The organism is Bradyrhizobium sp. USDA 3364 (genome assembly GCF_054056355.1).
Window position 1 is genome coordinate 5,047,668 of record NZ_JBSRYG010000002.1, and the last position, 18,064, is coordinate 5,065,731.

Below are 18,064 nucleotides of genomic sequence, written 5' to 3' on the forward strand. Positions count from 1 at the left end.
TTGGCTTGCCGTCGACGAAGGGACGGAAAAGGATTCCATGGCGCACGTCGAGATCGAGAACGTCAGCAAGGCATACGGACCCTACAAGATCATCGAGGGGCTCGACCTCAACGTGGCCGACGAGGAGTTCGTCGTGCTGGTCGGCCCGTCCGGCTGCGGCAAGACCACGACGCTGCGCATGATCGCGGGACTGGAGGCCGTGACCAGCGGAACCATCCGCATCGGCAACCGCGACGTGACGCAATTGCGCCCCGGTCTGCGCAATTGCGCGATGGTGTTCCAGAACTACGCGCTCTATCCCCACATGACGGTCGCCGAGAACATCGGCTACGGCATGAAGGTGCGGGGCGAGCAGCGCGCCAGCATCGAGAAAGCGGTCAATGACGTGGCACGCGTCCTCGACCTCGAGCAATATCTGCAACGCCGGCCCAAGCAGCTGTCCGGCGGGCAGCGCCAGCGCGTCGCGATCGGCCGCGCCATCGTGCGTAGCCCGGACGTGTTCCTGTTCGACGAGCCGCTGTCCAATCTCGACGCCAAGCTCCGCATCGAGATGCGGACCGAGATCAAGGCGCTGCACCGCCGGCTCGCCAAGACGATCGTCTATGTCACGCACGACCAGGTCGAGGCCATGACGATGGCCGACCGCGTCGTGGTGATGAACAAGGGCCGGATCGAGCAGGCGGCCGATCCGATCACGATCTACGAGAGGCCCAGCAATCTCTTCGTCGCAGGCTTCATGGGCGCACCCAGCATGAATTTCATCCATGGCGAGATCGCAGCCCGCGACGGTGCGCTCATCTTCACCGAGCCGTCGGGCACGGCGCTGCGCGTGCCGAAGTCGCGCGAGGCGGCCTATGCCGGCAGCGTCGGCAAGCGCGTGGTGCTTGGCGTGCGGCCCGATCATGTGTTGCGGCAGGGCGTGACGGCGGGCTCTTCCGTCCGCATGCTCGTGAAGGACGTGGAGCCGCTGGGGCCGCACACGCTCGTGGTCGGGACCGTCGGCGCATTCGCGTTCACGGCGCAGATGCAGGTCGGCGTCGCCGCGGAGCCGGATCAATTCATCGAAGTCGCGCTCGACCTCGAACGAACGCATCTGTTCGACAAGGCATCGGGGATGGCGATTTCCTGATCCGCCGCTGCGGGCCCGACAACCGCCCGCCTAGCTGCAAAAACCTCGCGCGCGCCGGACGGTGTCGGACGGATAGAGGCCAAACGCCGAGCGGTACACCGCAGCGAACCGGCCCATATGGGTAAAGCCCCACTTCAATGCGACTTCGCTGATCGGAAGCATGTTCTCCGGTCGCGACAGCTCGTCGTGGATGGCCTCGAGCCGAATTTTGCGCAGATAGGCGACGGGCGTAGTGCCGTGGATCTTGCGGAAGCCCAATTGTAGCAACCGGCTGCTGACGCCGACCGTTGCGGCGATATCCGAGATCGTCAGCGGCAGGTGTGGATTGGCCCGCATATACTCGACAGCCCGCCGAATGTAGCGTGGCGGCGCATCCAGCGGGTGGCGGTTCAGGCGGTCGATCAGCCGATGGGGGACGTTCTCGAGGATGAGCTGTATCGCAGCTTCCGACAGCAGCGCGCTGGCCTTCGGAGAGCGCGCCAGGATCCCGTCATACAGACCGGCGGTGCTCGCACGCACGAGCTGAAGAAGAGTCTGCCCAACGCCCGTCGACAAATCGACGATTGGCGTCAGGTTGAGGTCTTCCAGCGCCGTGCTCCCGAACGCCGCAGACAGCACCTTCGTCACCATGCCCGTATGCAGGGTGAGGGTGACGCTCGAGTATCGTCCATCGACCGCTGCGACGCGCTGCGCCTGCATCGTCGGAAGCGGGACGATGGCGATCTCGGACGGGGTTCGCTCGACGCTCTTTCCTGCAATGAGCATCTCGGCCTTGCCGGCATTCAGCAGGCTTATCGCGAGCTCTCCAGCAGAGTCCTCGTATGAATAGTCCCAATCCCAGCCGGCGGAGAGTTCCGCCCTTACGACGTCGATTTCCGCTCCGATTGCAATGTCCGCATGCCAACGAAACGCGTCTTCAGGCCGCGGCGAGGAGTGCGCGTTGATCCCGTGCGGTCTGAGCATTTCGAGCAGTTCGTCAAACGAAGATCCCGACCGTGTGGGTGGTGCAGCGAGTACGTCTTCGACCATCAAATTCTAACCATTGGATGTTTGCCGTCCGCGAAATGCCTCGATCCATCCGACCGGAGATCCATCGCTGGGAACGTTCGCCACACGCATAGACCGCATCGTCACACTAGCACAGCTTTGACAAATCCGGCCTGAACTCTCCTTGATCCCTTCAGTATCCGATTTTCGAAGCAGGTATCCAAATCGCGCAATTCGGTGCCAAAGGTAGCATGTGATCTAGTTCACTATCCGAAATTGCACGAAAGTTCGGCCTTTGGCCAGCCGCGCCGACGTTTGAGAGCGCGAGCGAAGGCGCCGCTTTCGCGATCGATCGCTCTAGCCACAATCCGAATGCATCCATCCGGAATGCGACGGCATCCATGGACTCGTAGGCCATTTGGCCTAAATGCTCTCGACCAACTCAAACGGGTTATGAAAGCATGCTTACAAGGATTACTTGCGTACTCGCACTCACGGTTCTTTCGTCCATACCTGCGCTCGCCGATAGTTGCGCAGATCACGTCCAGAGCACCGGCGTTCCGATGGTCACGGGCATGACGCACAAGACCTGGATGATCTTCCCGTCGGTCAATCCCGGTGCTGCCCTCGACAAGGTGTCCCGCGCCGTTGCGGCGGAGGGTTTTGTCGGTGTGAACGTCGACAAGAAACTCGGCACAGTGACTACGCAGCAGGAGACCACCGGATCCGGCCGGCCACAAACATTGCAAGTTGTCGTCCGTAAGGACGTCAAGGGCAGCCGCATCGATGCGACCTTCATCTTGCCGCCGGGACAGTTGGCTCCAGGCATTGGCGATAACCTCTGCCGCGTCGTGAACGCAGCCGGCCAATGAACTCCGCCCGTCCGTGAAGCAGGCTGACGCGCGAATTGTAACCGGCCGCGCGTGTACGGGTGTCGTCCGGTCCGGGACCGGACGAGCCCATCCATGTAGAGGGAATCAGGACGCTGGCGCCGGCCTGCGTCCACAGCAATGAAGCAGGAGATATGATGCGTAGGGCTCGCTTTTTGAAAGTCGTTTTGACGGCCACCACCGGCGTTATGATGTTTTCCGTCTCCGCGATCTCGGCTCCGTTGCAGCACGACGCTGGTGTTGCGGCGGCAGTGCCCGCAGTGACCGAGAAGGTCTGGTGCCGCTACGGGCAGTGCGATGGCGGCGCTGCCGTCGGCGGGCTGGTCGGCGGCCTCATCGGGGGCGTCATCGCGGCCGGTGCGGCCAACGCGGCCGCGCAGCAGGAAGCTGCTGCCGCCCAGCAGCACGCGGCGTCCTGCGCCCAGCGCTATCGCTCGTACGATCCGGCGTCGAATACGTTCCAGGCCAAGGACGGCCGGCGCTATCCCTGCCAGTAAGCAGTTGGGATGCTGCCACAACTGCAGCAGACTTGCGGGGTACCGGAGCGGCGGAGTGAAACCGCCGCTCCGGACATAACCCCCCGCTGAGCCGAGCACCAACCGGAATTGACGGAGCTCCGGTCGGTGAGCCGGAGCAGGCGTTCCAACGCCCCAGGGGCCGCTGCCACGGGGCCTCTGCCGGCGAATTGACCAGGACATCTGACTGAATCGGTTCCCCCGCGTCTGGATGCGCGGATCGAGGGGACTTGATCGGGAATCGTTGGGCCAGCCGCCATGGCGCCTCTGGCCCGATTGTTTTCTATGTTATCACGTGATCCATCGAAACTGAGCTCGTGCAGAGACCTGCCCGAACCTACGAATCTGGATCTCGATGATGCTGTCGCTTCCCAAAACCAAGATACGCGTGCTGCTGCTGGAGGGCGTGAACGATTCCGCGGCCCGGATGTTCGAGGCGAACGGCTATACCGAGCTGCAGCGTCTGCCCAAGGCGCTGGGACCCAAGGAGCTCCGGCAAGCGCTGTCGGGCATCCATATGCTGGGAATTCGCTCACGGACCCAGCTGACCGCGGAAATCCTGGAGGCCGCTGATCGATTGCTCGTTGTCGGCTGCTTTTCGGTCGGCACAAATCAGGTCGATCTCGACGCCGCGCGAAAGCTCGGGATCCCCGTCTTCAACGCGCCATATTCCAACACCCGCAGCGTGGCGGAGCTGACGATCGCCGAGATCGTGATGCTGTTCCGCCGAATCTTTCCGCGGTCGGTTTCCGCGCATGCCGGCGGCTGGGACAAGTCCGCCGAAGGCAGCCGCGAGGTGCGCGGCAAGACGCTCGGTATCGTCGGCTATGGCAACATCGGCTCGCAGCTGTCGAACCTCGCGGAAGCGATGGGCATGCGCGTGATCTATTTTGATCACACCGACAAGCTCCGTCACGGCAATACCGAGCCGGTCGATACGCTCGACGAGCTGCTCGCGGCCAGCGACGTCGTGTCGCTGCATGTGCCGGAGACGCCGGCCACCGCCAACATGATTGGCGCGGCCCAGCTCCAGCTCATGAAGCCCGAGGCCTACCTGATCAACAATTCGCGCGGCACCGTGGTCGATCTCGATGCGCTGGCGAGCGCCCTGCGTGAGGGCCGGCTGGCGGGCGCCGCGGTCGACGTGTTTCCGGTCGAGCCGGTGTCGAACGAGGCGCGCTTCGTCTCGCCGCTGCAGGGCCTTCCCAATGTGATCCTTACGCCGCATGTCGGCGGTTCGACCGAAGAGGCGCAGGATCGCATCGGCGGCGAGGTTGCACGCAAGCTGATCGACTATTCCGATGTCGGGTCGACCTTCGGCGCGGTCAATTTTCCGCAGGTGCAATTGCCGGCGCGACCGATCGGCACCCGTTTCATCCACGTTCACCGCAACGTTCCGGGCGTCATGCGCCAGGTCAACGACGCGGTCTCCCGGCACGGCATCAACATCCTGGCGCAATATCTGCAGACCGATCCGGAAGTCGGCTATGTCGTGCTCGAGACCGACGTGGTCGGCGGCGAGGGCGAGGGGCTGCTGTCCGACTTGAGAGCCATTGACGGCACGATCCGCGTGCGGGTGCTGTATGACCAGACCCGGCCGCAGGGGTGATCGAGCGCCTCAGTCCGCCGAGAAGCCGAACGGAACGCTCGAGGTCCTGAAGTCGTCGGGAAGAATCTCGCGGCCGATCGGCGGCGCCGATCGCGCGGCGCATCTCGGGCGATGACAGACCCGGCAGGCGACGCCGATCGGCGTCGGCTCGTCCGGGTTCGGCCCCTGTCCGTCGCGCGCGTAGATCAACTGGCCCGCATGCTCGGCGGCGCAGCCGATCGCGATCGCCCGCTCGACGCGGATGGCGCCGAACGCGCCGCCGCCGGCGGTCACGGTACGCGCGATCGAGAAGAAGCGCTGCCCGTCGGGCAATTCCAGCCATTGCGTGACGATCTGGCGCGGCGTCTTGAAGATGTCGTGGACCGACCACAGCGGGCACGCGCCGCCGTGCTTCGCAAACGGGAAGCCGGCGCCGTCAAGCAGCTTGGAAATGTTTCCGGCCGGATCGACGCGGATCAGGAAGAACGGGACCTTCTCGAGGCCCGGCCGTTGCAGGGTCGTGACGCGGTGCGCGATCTGCTCGAAGCTGGTGCCGAATTGTCGCGCCAACGCCTCGAGGTCGTAGCGACGCGCCTCGACCGCCTTGGCAAACACCGAGTAGGGCATGATGAGCGCGGCCGCGGCATAGGCTGCAAGTGCTCGACGGGCCAGTAGCTCGGCGCTCTTGGTGGTGAACTTGCCGGCTTCGACGGCCGCGCTGATCTCGCCTTCCAGTTCCAGATAGGCCAGTTGCTTGGCCAATTGAAAGTTGAGGCCGGCGGTATCGAGCGAGTCCTCGAGCAGCAACTGCCTGCGATGCAGGTCGAGCCGACGGATTGAACCGAGCATGACGTTCGGCGGCAGATAGCGGACCTGGAGTTTGTGACGCTCCCGGAGCCGCTCGATGAATCCAGCCGGCCCGGCAGGTTCGTGGACGAGGCGCTCGGCGGCATCGTCAAGATTGGCGAAGTTGTTACGGCGCGCGGCGAGGAAGCGCCGCACCTCTGCGACGGGATCGTTGGCGTCATAGTTCTCCTGACCCGGGTGCGCCCCGGCGCCCGCCAGATCCGGCGCCCGTCGTTCCGCCAGGGCCAGTTGTTCCTCGCGATAGGCGGTGTAGAGGCGCAGAAATGCCTCGGTCATTCCGGGATAGCTGACCGCGAGATCGCTGACCTCGAGCGCGGGAATGTCGATGTCGGCAAACATCGGTTCCTTCAGCACCGACTGCATCCGCGCGGTGTGATCGGCACCACCGTCGCCGGCGAGATCGGCCAGATCGATCTTGTAGGTGCGGGCGAGCCGCAGCAGCATGTCCGCCGTCACCGGTCGCTGATTGCGTTCCAAGAGCGCGACATAGGGGGCCGAGATTTCGAGATCCGCCGCCATGTCGGTCTGGGTCAGCCCCAGGTCTCGCCGCAGCCGACGTAGCCGGGGTCCCATGAAGACGGAGCGGGCGCTTGAGGTTGCCATGGCCAAATCCGTTTTTGTAAGATTCTTACAACAATACATCAGTTTCTTGTAAGTTATGACAAGTTTTCCGCGCCAGGTCTAGCTCCCGGCGAGGCTGGGCTTACAAAAGAGCCCAGTTATTTCGTCACCGAAGGGATCACGGACATGAACTTCCAACCGCGCGGGATCAACGACCGGGCTATCCAGGGACCGGCTTCGTATCAGAGCGAGATCGAGGCGGCCGAGGCGCTGCTCAAGACCAAGGACACCTGGAACGGCGTCACCGCCGAAGCCGTGGCGCGCATGCGCCTGCAGAACCGCTTCAAGACCGGTCTGGACGTCGCCCGCTACACGGCTGCGCTGATGCGCGCCGACATGGCCGCCTATGACAACGACAGCACCAAGTACACCCAGTCGCTCGGCTGCTGGCACGGCTTCATCGCCCAGCAGAAGCTGATCTCGGTCAAGAAGCACTTCGGCAATACCGACCGCCGCTATTTGTATCTGTCCGGCTGGATGATCGCGGCGCTGCGCTCCGAGTTCGGCCCGCTGCCGGATCAGTCGATGCACGAGAAGACCTCGGTGCCGGCCCTGATCGAGGAGCTCTACACCTTCCTGCGTCAGGCGGATTCCCGCGAGCTCAACGACATCTTCCGCGCGCTCGATGCGGCCCGCAAGGAAGGCGACAAGGCCAAGGAAAAGGCGCTGATCGAGAAGATCGACAACTTCCAGACCCACGTCGTGCCTGTGATCGCCGACATCGACGCCGGCTTCGGCAATGCGGAGGCGACTTACCTGCTCGCCAAGAAGATGATCGAGGCGGGCGCCTGCGCCCTGCAGATCGAGAACCAGGTCTCCGACGAGAAGCAGTGCGGCCACCAGGACGGCAAGGTCACCGTGCCGCACGAGGTGTTCATCGCGAAGATCCGCGCCTGCCGCCATGCGTTCCTCGAGCTCGGCGTCGAGGACGGCGTCATCGTGACCCGCACCGACTCGCTCGGTGCCGGCCTGACGCAGCAAATTGCCGTCAGCCACAAGCCCGGCGACCTCGGCGACCAGTACAACAGCTTCCTTGATTGCGAGGAAGTGACGGCCGCCAATGCGCGCAACGGCGACGTCATCATCAACCAGAACGGCAAGATGATGCGTCCGAAGCGGCTTGCCAGCAACCTCTACCAGTTCCGTCCCGGTACCGGTGCGGATCGCTGCGTGCTCGACTGCATCACTTCGCTGCAGAACGGCGCCGACCTGCTGTGGATCGAGACCGAGAAGCCGCATATCGAGCAGATCGCTTCGATGGTCGATCGCATCCGCAAGGTCATTCCGAACGCGAAGCTGGCGTACAACAACTCGCCGTCGTTCAACTGGACGATCAACTTCCGTTGGCAGGTCTACGACGCGATGAAGGAAGCCGGCCAGGATGTCAGCAAGTACAACCGCGCCGAGCTGATGAAGCCGGAATACGACGAGACGCCGCTGGCGATCGAGGCCGACGAGCGCATCCGTACCTTCCAGGCGGATTCGGCCAAGCGCGCCGGCATCTTCCACCATCTGATCACGCTGCCGACCTATCACACGGCCGCGCTGTCGACCGATAATCTCGCGAAGGAGTATTTCGGGGAACAGGGTATGCTCGGATACGTCAAAAACGTGCAGCGCGCCGAAATCCGTCAGGGCATCGCCTGCGCCAAGCATCAGAACATGGCGGGCTCCGACATCGGCGACGATCACAAGGAATACTTCGCCGGTGAGGCTGCCCTCAAGGCGGGCGGCGCCCACAACACGATGAACCAGTTCGGCTAATCGATCGAACGGATCATTCTCGGCTGGACGGGTTGGCGCGCGAGCAGCATGCCTGTCCGCCTCAGCGGGGCGATTTTCGACCACGGCGACGCGGTCGAGGTCGCCCCGCAACGTTTCCGAAGCCGCTTTCCGCAGGTTTCCGCCCATCTGCAGAGCTTCACGCCTTCCACGCGCGCGTGGTATTGCGTCGTCGCGATCTCGAGGGCATGCCACGCGATGACAGTCGGGCATTACACATCCGCCGTCACCAGCTCCGCCGCGATGGAGCGGCTCAAGCCGTTCGATCCCCGCATCGTCGGAACGCTGCCGCTCGGGCTCGCAGTGCCCGGCAGCGACGTCGATATCGTCTGCCATGCGCCGGACCCGAACGCTTTCGCGGACATCGTCTGGACCCACTATCAATCGGCCGATGATTTCACCCTTTACCGCTGGACCTCTCCAACGCGGCCGGTGATTGCCCGCTTCGTATGGGATGGCTGGGCGTTCGAACTGTTCGGCGATCAGCGTCCGGTGGAGCAGCAGCCGGGCTGGATTCATTTCGAGGTCGAACGGCGGCTGCTCGCGCTCGATGATGGACGGCTGCAGCGAGCCATCAGAGAGTTAAGGACGGGCGGCGCCAAGACCGAGCCTGCGTTCGCCGCCGTGCTCGGGATATCGGGCGATCCCTATCGGGGATTGATCGAACTTGCTGCGGAGACGGACGCCACGTTGCGCGCCCGGCTCGCGGCGTGTGATTTCGGCTCGTGAATTCACTCGCCCGGAACGAGGTGAGCGACCGGCGGCCGCGCCAGCCGCCGGTGCCTGCGGCGGGACAGATAGAGCAGCAGGCCGGTCACGGCGAACAGCGGCATCATGGCGGCGGCCAGCATGAAGGCGAGCTTGCCGGGCCATCCCAGGATGGCACCGCGGTGGATATCGAGCACGCCGGCAAGGATGCGTTCGCCGAACGTCTTGTCGGCATAGCGGTCCGACGAGATGACGCGTCCGGTGACGGCATCGATACGGAATTCGTCGCGCACGCTCTCGAGCGACGAATCCTGCCCCCATGATCGCACGCGCACCGCCGTGCCGGCGCCGGCGGGCAGGGTCAGGAGGGCCCGTCCGTAGCTGCCATTCTCCTGCTGCAGGTACGCCGACCAGACGTGATCGAAAACAAGCGGCTTTGCCTCGGGCTTGGTATCGGTCTTGGCTTCAGACTTCGCTTCAGACTTGGCTTCAACCTTGCCCTTCTCGGCACCCGCCGCGCGCGGCGCCTTGGCCTGCATCGCCGCGGCCGCGGCTTGGGGCCGCGCGAACAGCCAGTTGGCGCCGGCCTTGTACCATTCGAACGAGTACCACAGCCCGGTCAGCGTCATCACCAGATAGACCGGCAGCACCCAGGTGCCGATCACGGCGTGCAGCGAGCGGTGCAGGCCGCGCCCGCGCAGTCCGAGATTTGGCTTCAGCCACATCTTCACGCTGCGCGCCCGATGCGGCCAGCGCAGCACGAGGCCGGTGACCAGCATCACGATCAGGCAGATCGCGGCAGTGCCGGTGATCTTGCGGCCAATGCCGTTGCCGTCGCCCGGCAACAGCAGCCAGCGATGCAGCTTGCGGACGGTGGCGAAGAAGTCCTCGCCGAGCGGCGAGCCGAGCACATGTCCGTCATAGGGGTCGACATAGACCGAGGACGGCCGCGCGCCGCCGTCGCTGCGCGCGAAGCGGATGCGCGCCGCGGCCGATGGATCGCTGGCCATCGATATGGCCGAGACCTTGCCGAAATCGCCCCCCGCCTGGAGCCGCGCGACCAGTTCGTCCGGCGTGAGCCGCCGGGCCGCGCTGGCGTCGACGCGCATGATCTGGCTGTTCAGGCTGGCCACGATCTCGTCCTCGAAAGCCATCGTCGCGCCGGTGAGACCGACCACGGCCCAGAGCAGCGCCAGCGTGAGGCCGGCGATGGAATGAACCTGCAACAGCGCGGCCTTGATCGGACGTCGGAGGTCACTCATCGAATCCGGCCTTTCGGATCAGCGCGATTGCGGCGGCCTGATGCGCGGCGATCTCGTCGATCGGCAGCGCATCGGCGGGGAACGATCCGAGCCCCTCGACGATCGGAGCCCGCTTGGCGGTCGCGAGCACGGGATATTCCAGCTCGGCGGCGGCAAAGATCGTCTGGGCTTCCGGCGTGATGAGGAATTCGAGGAAGGCACGCGCGGCCGCCGGATGCGGGGCATGCCGGGCGATCGCCGCGCCGGTCAGGTTGACGTGACTGCCACCGCTCTCGAATGCGGTCGGCACCGCCTTCACCGCGTCCGCCCATGCGCGCCAGTCACTGCCTTCACGGCCGCCGCGGAGCTGTGCGAGCGCGACCGTGTTGCCGATCCCGATGTCGCAGCGTCCCTCCGCGATCTCGCGAACCACGTCGTTGTCCTTGTCGGCCGGCCTGTGGACGAGATTGTTCTTCACGCCGGCAAGCCAGGTCTCTGTCGCGTCCGATCCGTGATGGGCGAGATAGGCCGCGATCAGCGCGACATTGTTCTGGTGCGAGGGCGATCGCATGCACAATTTTCCGCGCCATTTCGAGTCGGCGAGCTCCCGATAGCCGATCGCGGCGAGGAGACTGTCCTTGCGCGTGAACACCACGCGCGGACGGATGGCGAGCGCGACCCACTGGCCGCCGTTGCCGCGAAGGTTGGCCGGCACCGCCTGCTCAAGCGCTGGCGATGCGAACGCCTGCGTCAGCCCGCGCGCCGCAAGCTGGGTCGTCTTGTCGAGACCGATGGTGAGCAGGACATCGGCGGGCGAGTTGTCGCCTTCCGCCGTCAGGCGCTTGACCAGGCTGTCTTCAACGAAGACGGCCCTGACGGTAGTGCCGCGCTCTGCCGTGAAGGCCGCGATGACAGGCTCGAGCAAATTTGCTTCCCGGGTTGCGTAGAGCGTGAGCTCGTCGGCACGAACCGTGGTGCAGGTGACAGCGGTCGCGGCGAGGCCGGCCAGCAGTCCGATCGCTGTCCGCGCCATGGCCATGCTAGAATTTCATCGTCGCCGAGAGCGAGAAGCGCCGGGCATCGCCCATCGCCACGTTGAGATTGTTGACGGCGGACGGATAGTAGACGGTATCGAACAGGTTCTTGACGTTGAACTGGTAGATCACGGGCAGCGTCTCGACCTTGGTCTCGTAGGTCGCGAAGATGTCCGCCACCGCGTAGGACGGCAGCACGAAGGTGTTGGCGGCATCGCCGGGGCGATCGCCGACATAGCGCGCGCCGCCGCCGAGCCGAAGCCGGCCGGGCAGCGCCGTGCCGAAATCATAGACGAGGTAGAGCGAGGCCGTGTTCAGGGCGACGTTCTGCAACTGCTTGCCGGCGTAGGTCGGGTCCTCTGTCACCCGCGCGTCGGTGTAGCCGTAGCTGCCGATCAAGCTCCAATTGTCTGATAGCCTGCCGGTGACATCGAACTCGGCGCCGCGCGAGCGCACCTTGCCGGCCGCAGTGTACACGTTGAGGGCGGTTGCGGGATCGATCTGGCTGACCAGCACGTTCCGCTTCTCGATGTCGTAGACCGCGACCGTGCCGGAGAGCCGCTTGTTGAGGTCGAATTTGAGGCCGGTTTCGTATTGCGTGCCTTCCTCGGGCGCGATGTTCGAGCCGAGCACGACGCCGCCGCCATTGCTCAGGGGGGCGATCGTCGAATTAGGCTTCAGCGACTGGGTGTAGCTCGCATAGAGCGAAAGCTCGTCGGTGAGCTTGAAGATGGCGCCGCCGAGCGGCAGCACCTTGTCGGCGGACACGTTGGTGTTGGTGATAAACGGCCGTCCCTTGCCCGCGAGCTGGTCGTAATCCATGTAGCGTACGCCGCCGACCAGCGCGAAGCGCTCGGTCAGGTGCAGCGTGTCCTGGAAGAACAGCGACCACTGGCCGAGCTTGTCGGTCTGGGCGCTATCGGCAGCGGACACTGTGGTGCCCGGCGTGATCAGCCCGTAAACCGGATTGTAGAAGTTAAAGCTTGGCGTCGACTGCCGGATCAGATTGTCGCGATAGATGGTGCGGTACTGGCCGTCGCCGCCGAACAGCACCTCGTTGCGGAAACCGCCGAGCCAGACATTGCCCTGCAGATAGGATGTGCCGTAGCTCGCATTGCTGAGCGAGCCCTGCGTGCCGTCATTGCTGCGGGTCTCGACGCCGGTCTTGGTATTGATACCGGTGATACGGAGCTGGTTGGCGCTGAATGTCTCGGTGTTGTAGCTGTAGGCCGCGAACAGCTTCCAGTCCTGGTTCAGGCGGTGCTCGACCGAGGCCTGCATCAGGTCCGAGGTTCCCCACATGTTGTTGAAGGGCTCGTCGAGCCGGCGCGTCGCCGGGATCTTAAGCGGCGCCTTGGTTGCGGGATCGAACGCGGTGCCGCGGTCGAACGGCGTGATGAATTCACGGTGCTCGTAATTGAGCTGGACGGTGGTGTTCTCGCCGTACCAGGCCAGCGACGGCGCCACCAGCATCTCGCGGTGGCGCCCGAAATTGCGCCAGTAATCCTCGCTGACGTCGTAGCCGATGAAGCGGTAGGCGAGGCCGCGATCGCCGATCGGGCCGGTGATGTCGATGGTGCCGTCGGCGCCGCTCTTGTTGTTGGCGTAGGTCGAACCGAGCAGGGTCACCGAGCCGTGTTGGTAGAGCTCGGGGCGCTTGCTGATCGTATTGACGATGCCGCCGGGATCCATGATGCCGTAGAGCAGCGACGCCGGGCCCTTCAGCACCTCGACGCTTTCGACCGAGGCGTTGAGGCTGCGGCCCTGCACCAGCGGCATGCCGTTGCGCATGATCGAGCCGTCGCGGTTGTCGCCGAAGCCGCGGCGCATCACCGCATCCTGGGTGCCGGCCAGCGTGTTGGCCTGGGTGACGCCGCTGACATTGGCCAGCGCGTCGTCGAGGTTGCGCGGCAGCTGGTCTTTCAACACCTGCTCGGGCACGACATTGACCGTCTGCGAGGTGTCGAGCGGCGAGGCGCCGCTGCGCAGCGTGGTCGAGCTCGGCATCGCGCGATAGTGGAGCTTGGCTTCGTTCAGCACTGCTGCGGCCGCGGCCGCGCGCTCCGACGGTGTCGGGGGCGCCGACTGGGTATTGCGGCTGCGCTGCCGTGCCGCGGCAGCCGCCTGGGTTCGCTGCGCCGGCCTTGCCGTAGCGGCTGCCGGCTTGCGCTTCTGCATCGGCTGGTCGACCGAAACGGGCGGCAACGGGACGCTCGATTGGGCGTTTGCCGGCGTCGCCGCGGAGGAGACATCGGCAAGCAGGAATGCTGTACCGATCAGCAGGTAAGTGCGGCCCTTGTCGGCGGCATTTCGACGATCGCCGACAAGGCGGCCATCAGCATTCACAGGCACTCTTGGACTTCCGATTCACGCGAACACGTTCACGCCGCGCCTCTAGCAGTCGGCGCGCGTGAAAAGAACCGGAGCAGACTTGAAATCCCTCTAACTGGATCGGATTTGAAGCGTTCTAAGACGAGGCAGGGCTCGTGCATGTGCGCGAGCCCTGCACCTCATGACTTGATTGTCGCGTTAGCGCGTCAGACGGGCGCGCGATCACGGCGTCAAGCTGCGGTCGTCATCCTGTCACGCCTCAAGTGTAGTGTGATCGGGAGGTCGAACGATGTGCCTCAGGACATCGCGAGGCTGACGGGCGCCGAGCCGACCATTCCCGTGCTCACGCCGTCGCGTGCCATCGATTCGATCGTGCCCCAGTTCTCGCGGAAAATGCGCGCCGCCTCGTCGGCGGTTTCCGCCTGGATCGTCAGACTGCACGCGCGTCTCGTGCCATTGCTGGCGAGCTGGAAGTAGAGAACATATCCAGACGATTCCGCACTCCGTGCGCCCAGCGGTGCCTGCTGCATGTAGATTTTCCCCATAGTGTTCTTGTTGCGCCACCCGCAAGCAGGATTTGACAGGGATGCGGCACCTTCGTGATTCAAAACGCACAATCTGCACGATTGCGCGTTTTTGTCTGATGGTGTTGCCGGCATTCAACAGACGGTGGAACCGCTGACGATCAACGGCTGCAACTCAGCCGCGATCACGGCGCGGCCTCAACTCTCGAGGCGTGCCTGACGCATCGCCGTTCGAATGCACCATCAGGGCCTCCTGGATTGAAGTCGTGAGCAATCGTTCCGTCGCGGTCATTGACGCGCGCGATCGGTGGCCGACGCGAACGCGACGACCACCGCACCAGGCTGAGACCGTGGCACCGCCGACCACCGGGGATTGCAACCTTGCGCGCTGCGCCGGGGATGTCCGGCGTCCGTAATGCTGCTTGCCCGTCCGCGGCGCCCGTGCTATCTATTGATCAAACGACCGTTCGGATTATTATTGGCGGTCGGTGAAAGTATCCGCGGCAAGCGGCCGGCGAGGGAGACGGAGCGATGAACATGATGACCGGCGTCCCGCCGTGGGAACGGTTGATCCGGCCCGACCGGGTCCACGGATCGCTCTATACCGACCCCGAGATCTTCGAGGCCGAGCTCAAGAACATCTGGTACCGAACCTGGGTCTATGTCGGCCACGAGAGCGAGGTGCCGAACGCCAACGACTACGTCGTCAAGTCGATCGGCCCTCAATCCGTGATCATGACGCGCGACGAGCGGGGCAAGGTCAACCTGCTGCTGAATCGTTGCTCGCATCGCGGCAACCAGATCTGTTCCTATGACCGCGGCAATGCGCGTTCGTTCACCTGTCCGTTCCACTCCTGGACCTTTGCCAATGACGGCCGCCTGGTCGGCTATGCCTTCCCGGACGGTTACGAGGGACAGGACAAGTCGCAGCTCGCGCTCGGGCGGGTGACGCGCGTCGAGTCCTATCGCGGTTTCGTGTTCGGTTCCTTCGCCGCCGATGGCCCAACCCTGAAGAAGCATCTCGGCGGGGCCGCCGAGACCATCGATCGCCTGGTGCGCACTTCGCCCGAGGGCGAGGTCGAGATCACGGCGGGCTTCCTCAAGCACCGCGTCAAGGCGAATTGGAAGTTCATCCTGGAGAACGAGTGCGACGGCTATCATCCCGCCTTCGTGCACACCTCGATCTTCGGCGTCGCCGACAGCATGATCGGCAAGCTCTATGGCGGCGCATCGACCGCGCTGACGCGCGACTACGGCAACGGCCATACCGAGATCGACCTGCGGCCCGAATTCCGCAAGCGCGACGCGCCGATGAGCTGGTTCGGCACCAGCGAGGAACGGCTGCCCGATTACACCGCACGGATGAAGACGGCTTACGGCGACACCGCGGCGCGCGAGATCATGGTCGACGGCACGCCGCATGTGATGATCTTCCCGAACCTGTTCATCGCCGAGATCCAGATGTTCGTGATCCAGCCGCTCGGCGTCGACGACAGCGTGCAGCACGTCACCGCGCTGCAGTTCAAGGGCGCCCCCGACCTGAACCGAAGGCTGCGCCAGCAGACCATGGGCTCGGTCGGCCCGGCCGGCTTCCTGCTGGCGGATGATTCCGAAATGTACGAGCGCTGCCACCGCGGCGTGCTGGCGCGTAATCCGGAATGGATATTCCTCGGCCGCGGCGAGAAGCGCGAGCGGCAGGACGAGCTCGGCTTCACGGTTGGCCACGTCACCGACGAGGTGCCGTCGCGCGGGATCTGGACCCATTATCGCAAGCTGATGGAGCCTGCCTGATGCTGTCGCGCGAGAGCAGCGCCACGCTGATGAGCGCCATCACCACCTTGCTCTATCGCGAGGCGCGGTTGCAGGACGAGCATCAATACGAGGCCTGGGAAAAGCTCTGGACCGATGACGGGGTCTATTGGGTGCCGGCCAACGGCGCCGACATCGATCCCGAACGGCAGATGTCGATCATCTACGACAACCGCTCGCGGATCGCGCTGCGGGTTCGGCAGCTGATGACCGGCAAGCACTTCACCCAGACGCCGCAGTCGAACCTGCGCCGGTTGATCTCCAACATCGAGTTGATGGACGAGCAGCCGGACAATGGCGACATCGCGGTCGCCAGCAACAGCCTGATCTTCGAGTCGAGCCTGCGCGATGACACGCTGTGGGCGGCGCGCAATGAATACCGACTGCGCCATGTCGACGGCGAACTGCGGATGGCCGCCAAGAAGGTCATCCTCGTCAACAACGACAAGGCGATCTACACGCTGTCATTCCTGGTTTAGGGAAGATTTTGCCATGATCGACAAGGGCCCCGTTCTGCTCGACATCACCGACGGCATCGCACAGCTGCGGCTCAATCGTCCTGATGCGGCCAACGGCATGAGCGCCGAGCTGCTGAGCGCGCTGTGCGACGCCATCATGGTCTGCCACGGCCATCCGGATCTGCGCGTCGTGCTGCTGAGCGGCGAGGGCACGAATTTCTGCGCCGGCGGCGACGTCCGCGCCTTTGCTTCCAAGGGCGAGAAGCTGCCGGACTATATCCGGCAGGCCACCGCCTATCTGCAGAATGCGGTGACCGGATTGCTGCGGCTGGAGGCACCGGTCATCGCCTCGGTGCAAGGTTTCGCCGCGGGCGGCGGCGGGTTCGGCCTGGTCTGCGCCTCCGACATCGTGATCGCGGCGGAATCGGCCAAATTCCTCGCCGGCGCGACGCGGGTGGCAATGGCGCCGGACGCCGGCGTTTCCGTCACGCTGTCGCGGCTGGTCGGGCTGCGGCGGGCGATGTCGATCCTGCTGACCAATCCGGTGATCCCGGCGGCTGAGGCGTTGCAGATGGGTATCGTGACCAAGGTCGTACCCGATGCCGAGCTTGTCGATGCATCGCTGGCGCTGGCGCGCGAACTTGCCGCTGGCGCGCCGAAGGCGCTGGCAGCGACCAAGCGACTGGTCTGGGCCGGCACCGGCACCAGCATCGAGCAATGCCTGTCGGAAGAGGCGCGCACCGTCGCCGAGCTCTCGGGGATGGCCGACGCGCGCGAGGGGCTCGCCGCCGTGATAGAGCGGCGCAAGCCTGCATTCACGGGGCGCTGAGGTGGCGACCTTGCCATTCGGGCGTCTCGATGGCCGCCGCGCCTTCATCTCCGGCGGCGCGCGCGGCATTGGTGCCGCGATTGCCCGCAGCTTTGCCGGGGCAGGCGCCAGGGTCGTGATCGCCGATCTCGACGTGGCCGCAGCCTCCGAGCTCGCGCGCGAGACGGGAGCTGTGGTCGCAGGGCTCGATGTCAGCGATGCCACCGCGGTCCAGGCCGTGATGGCGCAGGACGGCCCGTTCGACATCGTCGTCAACAATGCCGGCATCGATCAGCACGCCTTCTTCACCGACACCAATGCGGAGGATTGGGCTCGGCTGATCGCGATCAATCTCACCTCGGTGCTGGCCTGCACCCACGCCGCATTGCCCGCAATGCAGGCCGCGCGCTTCGGCCGCATCATCAACATCACCTCGGAGGCGGCGCGGCTCGGCTCCAAGGGCGGCGCGGTCTATTCCGCGGCCAAGGGCGGCGTGATCTCCTTCACCAGGAGCATCGCACGGGAGAATGCACGCTATGGCATCACCGCGAACGCGATCGCGCCGGGGCCGATCCGCACGCCGATGCTGGAGCAGGCAGTCGCAAAGGGCGGCGACAAGATCCTGCAGGCCATGACGGGCGCAACGCTGCTCGGCCGCCTCGGCGAGCCGGAGGAGGTCGCGGCCGCCGCGCTGTTCCTCGCCTCCGACCAGGCCGCCTACATCACCGGCGAGACGCTCGGCGTGTCCGGCGGCATGGGCATCGGCGGCTGA

At 64.8% G+C, this 18,064-nt stretch carries 16 protein-coding genes; 10 read left to right on the forward strand and 6 right to left on the reverse strand.

The features are described from left to right. Positions 1 to 37: 37 nt before the first annotated feature. Entirely contained in the window at positions 38 to 1,129 is a 1,092-nt protein-coding gene (locus ACVILL_RS23900) for an ABC transporter ATP-binding protein (protein ID WP_456731269.1), read from the forward strand. Positions 1,130 to 1,159: 30 nt separating this feature from the next. On the opposite strand, the gene ACVILL_RS23905 is transcribed toward ACVILL_RS23900, so the two are convergent. After that, the gene (locus ACVILL_RS23905) at positions 1,160 to 2,158 is read right to left on the reverse strand and encodes a helix-turn-helix transcriptional regulator (protein ID WP_456731270.1); all 999 of its coding nucleotides are present in this window, start codon (positions 2,156 to 2,158) and stop codon (positions 1,160 to 1,162) included. Between the two features lie 533 nt (positions 2,159 to 2,691). On the opposite strand from ACVILL_RS23905, the gene ACVILL_RS23910 reads away from it, so the two are divergent. The 3 genes from ACVILL_RS23910 to serA all read left to right on the forward strand — a co-directional run bounded on the left by ACVILL_RS23910 (position 2,692) and on the right by serA (position 5,130). Next, entirely contained in the window at positions 2,692 to 2,988 is a 297-nt protein-coding gene (locus ACVILL_RS23910) for a hypothetical protein (protein ID WP_456731271.1), read from the forward strand. A 209-nt stretch (positions 2,989 to 3,197) separates the two neighbouring features. After that, complete coding sequence (locus ACVILL_RS23915) at positions 3,198 to 3,503, forward strand: BA14K family protein (RefSeq protein ID WP_456731272.1); 306 nt, start codon at positions 3,198 to 3,200, stop codon at positions 3,501 to 3,503. Positions 3,504 to 3,876: 373 nt separating this feature from the next. Then, positions 3,877 to 5,130, forward strand: coding sequence for a phosphoglycerate dehydrogenase (gene serA / locus ACVILL_RS23920; RefSeq protein ID WP_456731273.1), 1,254 nt, complete (start codon positions 3,877 to 3,879; stop codon positions 5,128 to 5,130). A 9-nt stretch (positions 5,131 to 5,139) separates the two neighbouring features. Here serA and ACVILL_RS23925 read toward each other — a convergent pair whose 3' ends face one another. Next, entirely contained in the window at positions 5,140 to 6,579 is a 1,440-nt protein-coding gene (locus ACVILL_RS23925) for a helix-turn-helix domain-containing protein (RefSeq protein WP_456731274.1), read from the reverse strand. A 144-nt stretch (positions 6,580 to 6,723) separates the two neighbouring features. Between ACVILL_RS23925 and ACVILL_RS23930 the strand changes: the two genes are divergently transcribed. Both ACVILL_RS23930 and ACVILL_RS23935 read left to right on the forward strand, forming a co-directional pair. After that, positions 6,724 to 8,361, forward strand: coding sequence for an isocitrate lyase (locus ACVILL_RS23930; RefSeq protein ID WP_456731275.1), 1,638 nt, complete (start codon positions 6,724 to 6,726; stop codon positions 8,359 to 8,361). Between the two features lie 48 nt (positions 8,362 to 8,409). Further along, entirely contained in the window at positions 8,410 to 9,108 is a 699-nt protein-coding gene (locus ACVILL_RS23935) for a DUF4269 domain-containing protein (protein WP_456731276.1), read from the forward strand. Positions 9,109 to 9,110: 2 nt separating this feature from the next. Here ACVILL_RS23935 and ACVILL_RS23940 read toward each other — a convergent pair whose 3' ends face one another. The 4 genes from ACVILL_RS23940 to ACVILL_RS23955 form a co-directional block, all read right to left on the reverse strand. Beyond that, a complete protein-coding gene (locus ACVILL_RS23940; RefSeq protein ID WP_456731277.1) occupies positions 9,111 to 10,349 on the reverse strand; it encodes a PepSY-associated TM helix domain-containing protein in 1,239 nt (412 codons plus the stop codon). Next, positions 10,342 to 11,367, reverse strand: a complete 1,026-nt coding sequence (locus tag ACVILL_RS23945) for an extracellular solute-binding protein (RefSeq protein WP_456731278.1) — start codon at positions 11,365 to 11,367, stop codon at positions 10,342 to 10,344. Before ACVILL_RS23945 ends, ACVILL_RS23940 begins: the two co-directional genes overlap by 8 nt. 1 nt (position 11,368) lies before the next feature. Beyond that, positions 11,369 to 13,708 (reverse strand): TonB-dependent siderophore receptor, encoded by a 2,340-nt coding sequence (locus tag ACVILL_RS23950; RefSeq protein WP_456734348.1) that lies wholly within the window; start codon positions 13,706 to 13,708, stop codon positions 11,369 to 11,371. A gap of 281 nt (positions 13,709 to 13,989) precedes the next feature. Continuing rightward, positions 13,990 to 14,223, reverse strand: coding sequence for a hypothetical protein (locus ACVILL_RS23955; protein ID WP_456731279.1), 234 nt, complete (start codon positions 14,221 to 14,223; stop codon positions 13,990 to 13,992). 525 nt (positions 14,224 to 14,748) lie between these two features. On the opposite strand from ACVILL_RS23955, the gene ACVILL_RS23960 reads away from it, so the two are divergent. The 4 genes from ACVILL_RS23960 to ACVILL_RS23975 are packed head-to-tail and all read left to right on the forward strand — an operon-like array spanning position 14,749 to position 18,064. Further along, the gene (locus ACVILL_RS23960) at positions 14,749 to 16,008 is read left to right on the forward strand and encodes an aromatic ring-hydroxylating oxygenase subunit alpha (protein ID WP_456731280.1); all 1,260 of its coding nucleotides are present in this window, start codon (positions 14,749 to 14,751) and stop codon (positions 16,006 to 16,008) included. Next, on the forward strand, positions 16,008 to 16,505 hold the full coding sequence (locus tag ACVILL_RS23965; protein WP_456731281.1) for an aromatic-ring-hydroxylating dioxygenase subunit beta: 498 nt from the start codon (positions 16,008 to 16,010) through the stop codon (positions 16,503 to 16,505). The genes ACVILL_RS23960 and ACVILL_RS23965 overlap by 1 nt, the downstream gene beginning before the upstream one ends. Positions 16,506 to 16,518: 13 nt before the next feature. After that, positions 16,519 to 17,313, forward strand: coding sequence for an enoyl-CoA hydratase/isomerase family protein (locus ACVILL_RS23970; protein WP_456731282.1), 795 nt, complete (start codon positions 16,519 to 16,521; stop codon positions 17,311 to 17,313). 1 nt (position 17,314) lies between these two features. Continuing rightward, the gene (locus ACVILL_RS23975; RefSeq protein ID WP_456731283.1) at positions 17,315 to 18,064 is read left to right on the forward strand and encodes an SDR family NAD(P)-dependent oxidoreductase; all 750 of its coding nucleotides are present in this window, start codon (positions 17,315 to 17,317) and stop codon (positions 18,062 to 18,064) included.

Coding starts and splice junctions, on each gene's coding strand:
- ACVILL_RS23965 (WP_456731281.1), top strand. CDS start 16,008: ATGCTGTCGCGCGAGAGCAGCGCCACGCTGATGAGCGCCATCACCACC.
- ACVILL_RS23960 (WP_456731280.1), top strand. CDS start 14,749: ATGAACATGATGACCGGCGTCCCGCCGTGGGAACGGTTGATCCGGCCC.
- serA (WP_456731273.1), top strand. CDS start 3,877: ATGATGCTGTCGCTTCCCAAAACCAAGATACGCGTGCTGCTGCTGGAG.
- ACVILL_RS23935 (WP_456731276.1), top strand. CDS start 8,410: ATGCCTGTCCGCCTCAGCGGGGCGATTTTCGACCACGGCGACGCGGTC.
- ACVILL_RS23915 (WP_456731272.1), top strand. CDS start 3,198: ATGTTTTCCGTCTCCGCGATCTCGGCTCCGTTGCAGCACGACGCTGGT.
- ACVILL_RS23945 (WP_456731278.1), bottom strand. CDS start 11,367: ATGGCCATGGCGCGGACAGCGATCGGACTGCTGGCCGGCCTCGCCGCG.
- ACVILL_RS23900 (WP_456731269.1), top strand. CDS start 38: ATGGCGCACGTCGAGATCGAGAACGTCAGCAAGGCATACGGACCCTAC.
- ACVILL_RS23970 (WP_456731282.1), top strand. CDS start 16,519: ATGATCGACAAGGGCCCCGTTCTGCTCGACATCACCGACGGCATCGCA.
- ACVILL_RS23910 (WP_456731271.1), top strand. CDS start 2,692: ATGACGCACAAGACCTGGATGATCTTCCCGTCGGTCAATCCCGGTGCT.
- ACVILL_RS23940 (WP_456731277.1), bottom strand. CDS start 10,349: ATGAGTGACCTCCGACGTCCGATCAAGGCCGCGCTGTTGCAGGTTCAT.
- ACVILL_RS23925 (WP_456731274.1), bottom strand. CDS start 6,579: ATGGCAACCTCAAGCGCCCGCTCCGTCTTCATGGGACCCCGGCTACGT.
- ACVILL_RS23930 (WP_456731275.1), top strand. CDS start 6,724: ATGAACTTCCAACCGCGCGGGATCAACGACCGGGCTATCCAGGGACCG.
- ACVILL_RS23905 (WP_456731270.1), bottom strand. CDS start 2,158: ATGGTCGAAGACGTACTCGCTGCACCACCCACACGGTCGGGATCTTCG.
- ACVILL_RS23955 (WP_456731279.1), bottom strand. CDS start 14,223: ATGCAGCAGGCACCGCTGGGCGCACGGAGTGCGGAATCGTCTGGATAT.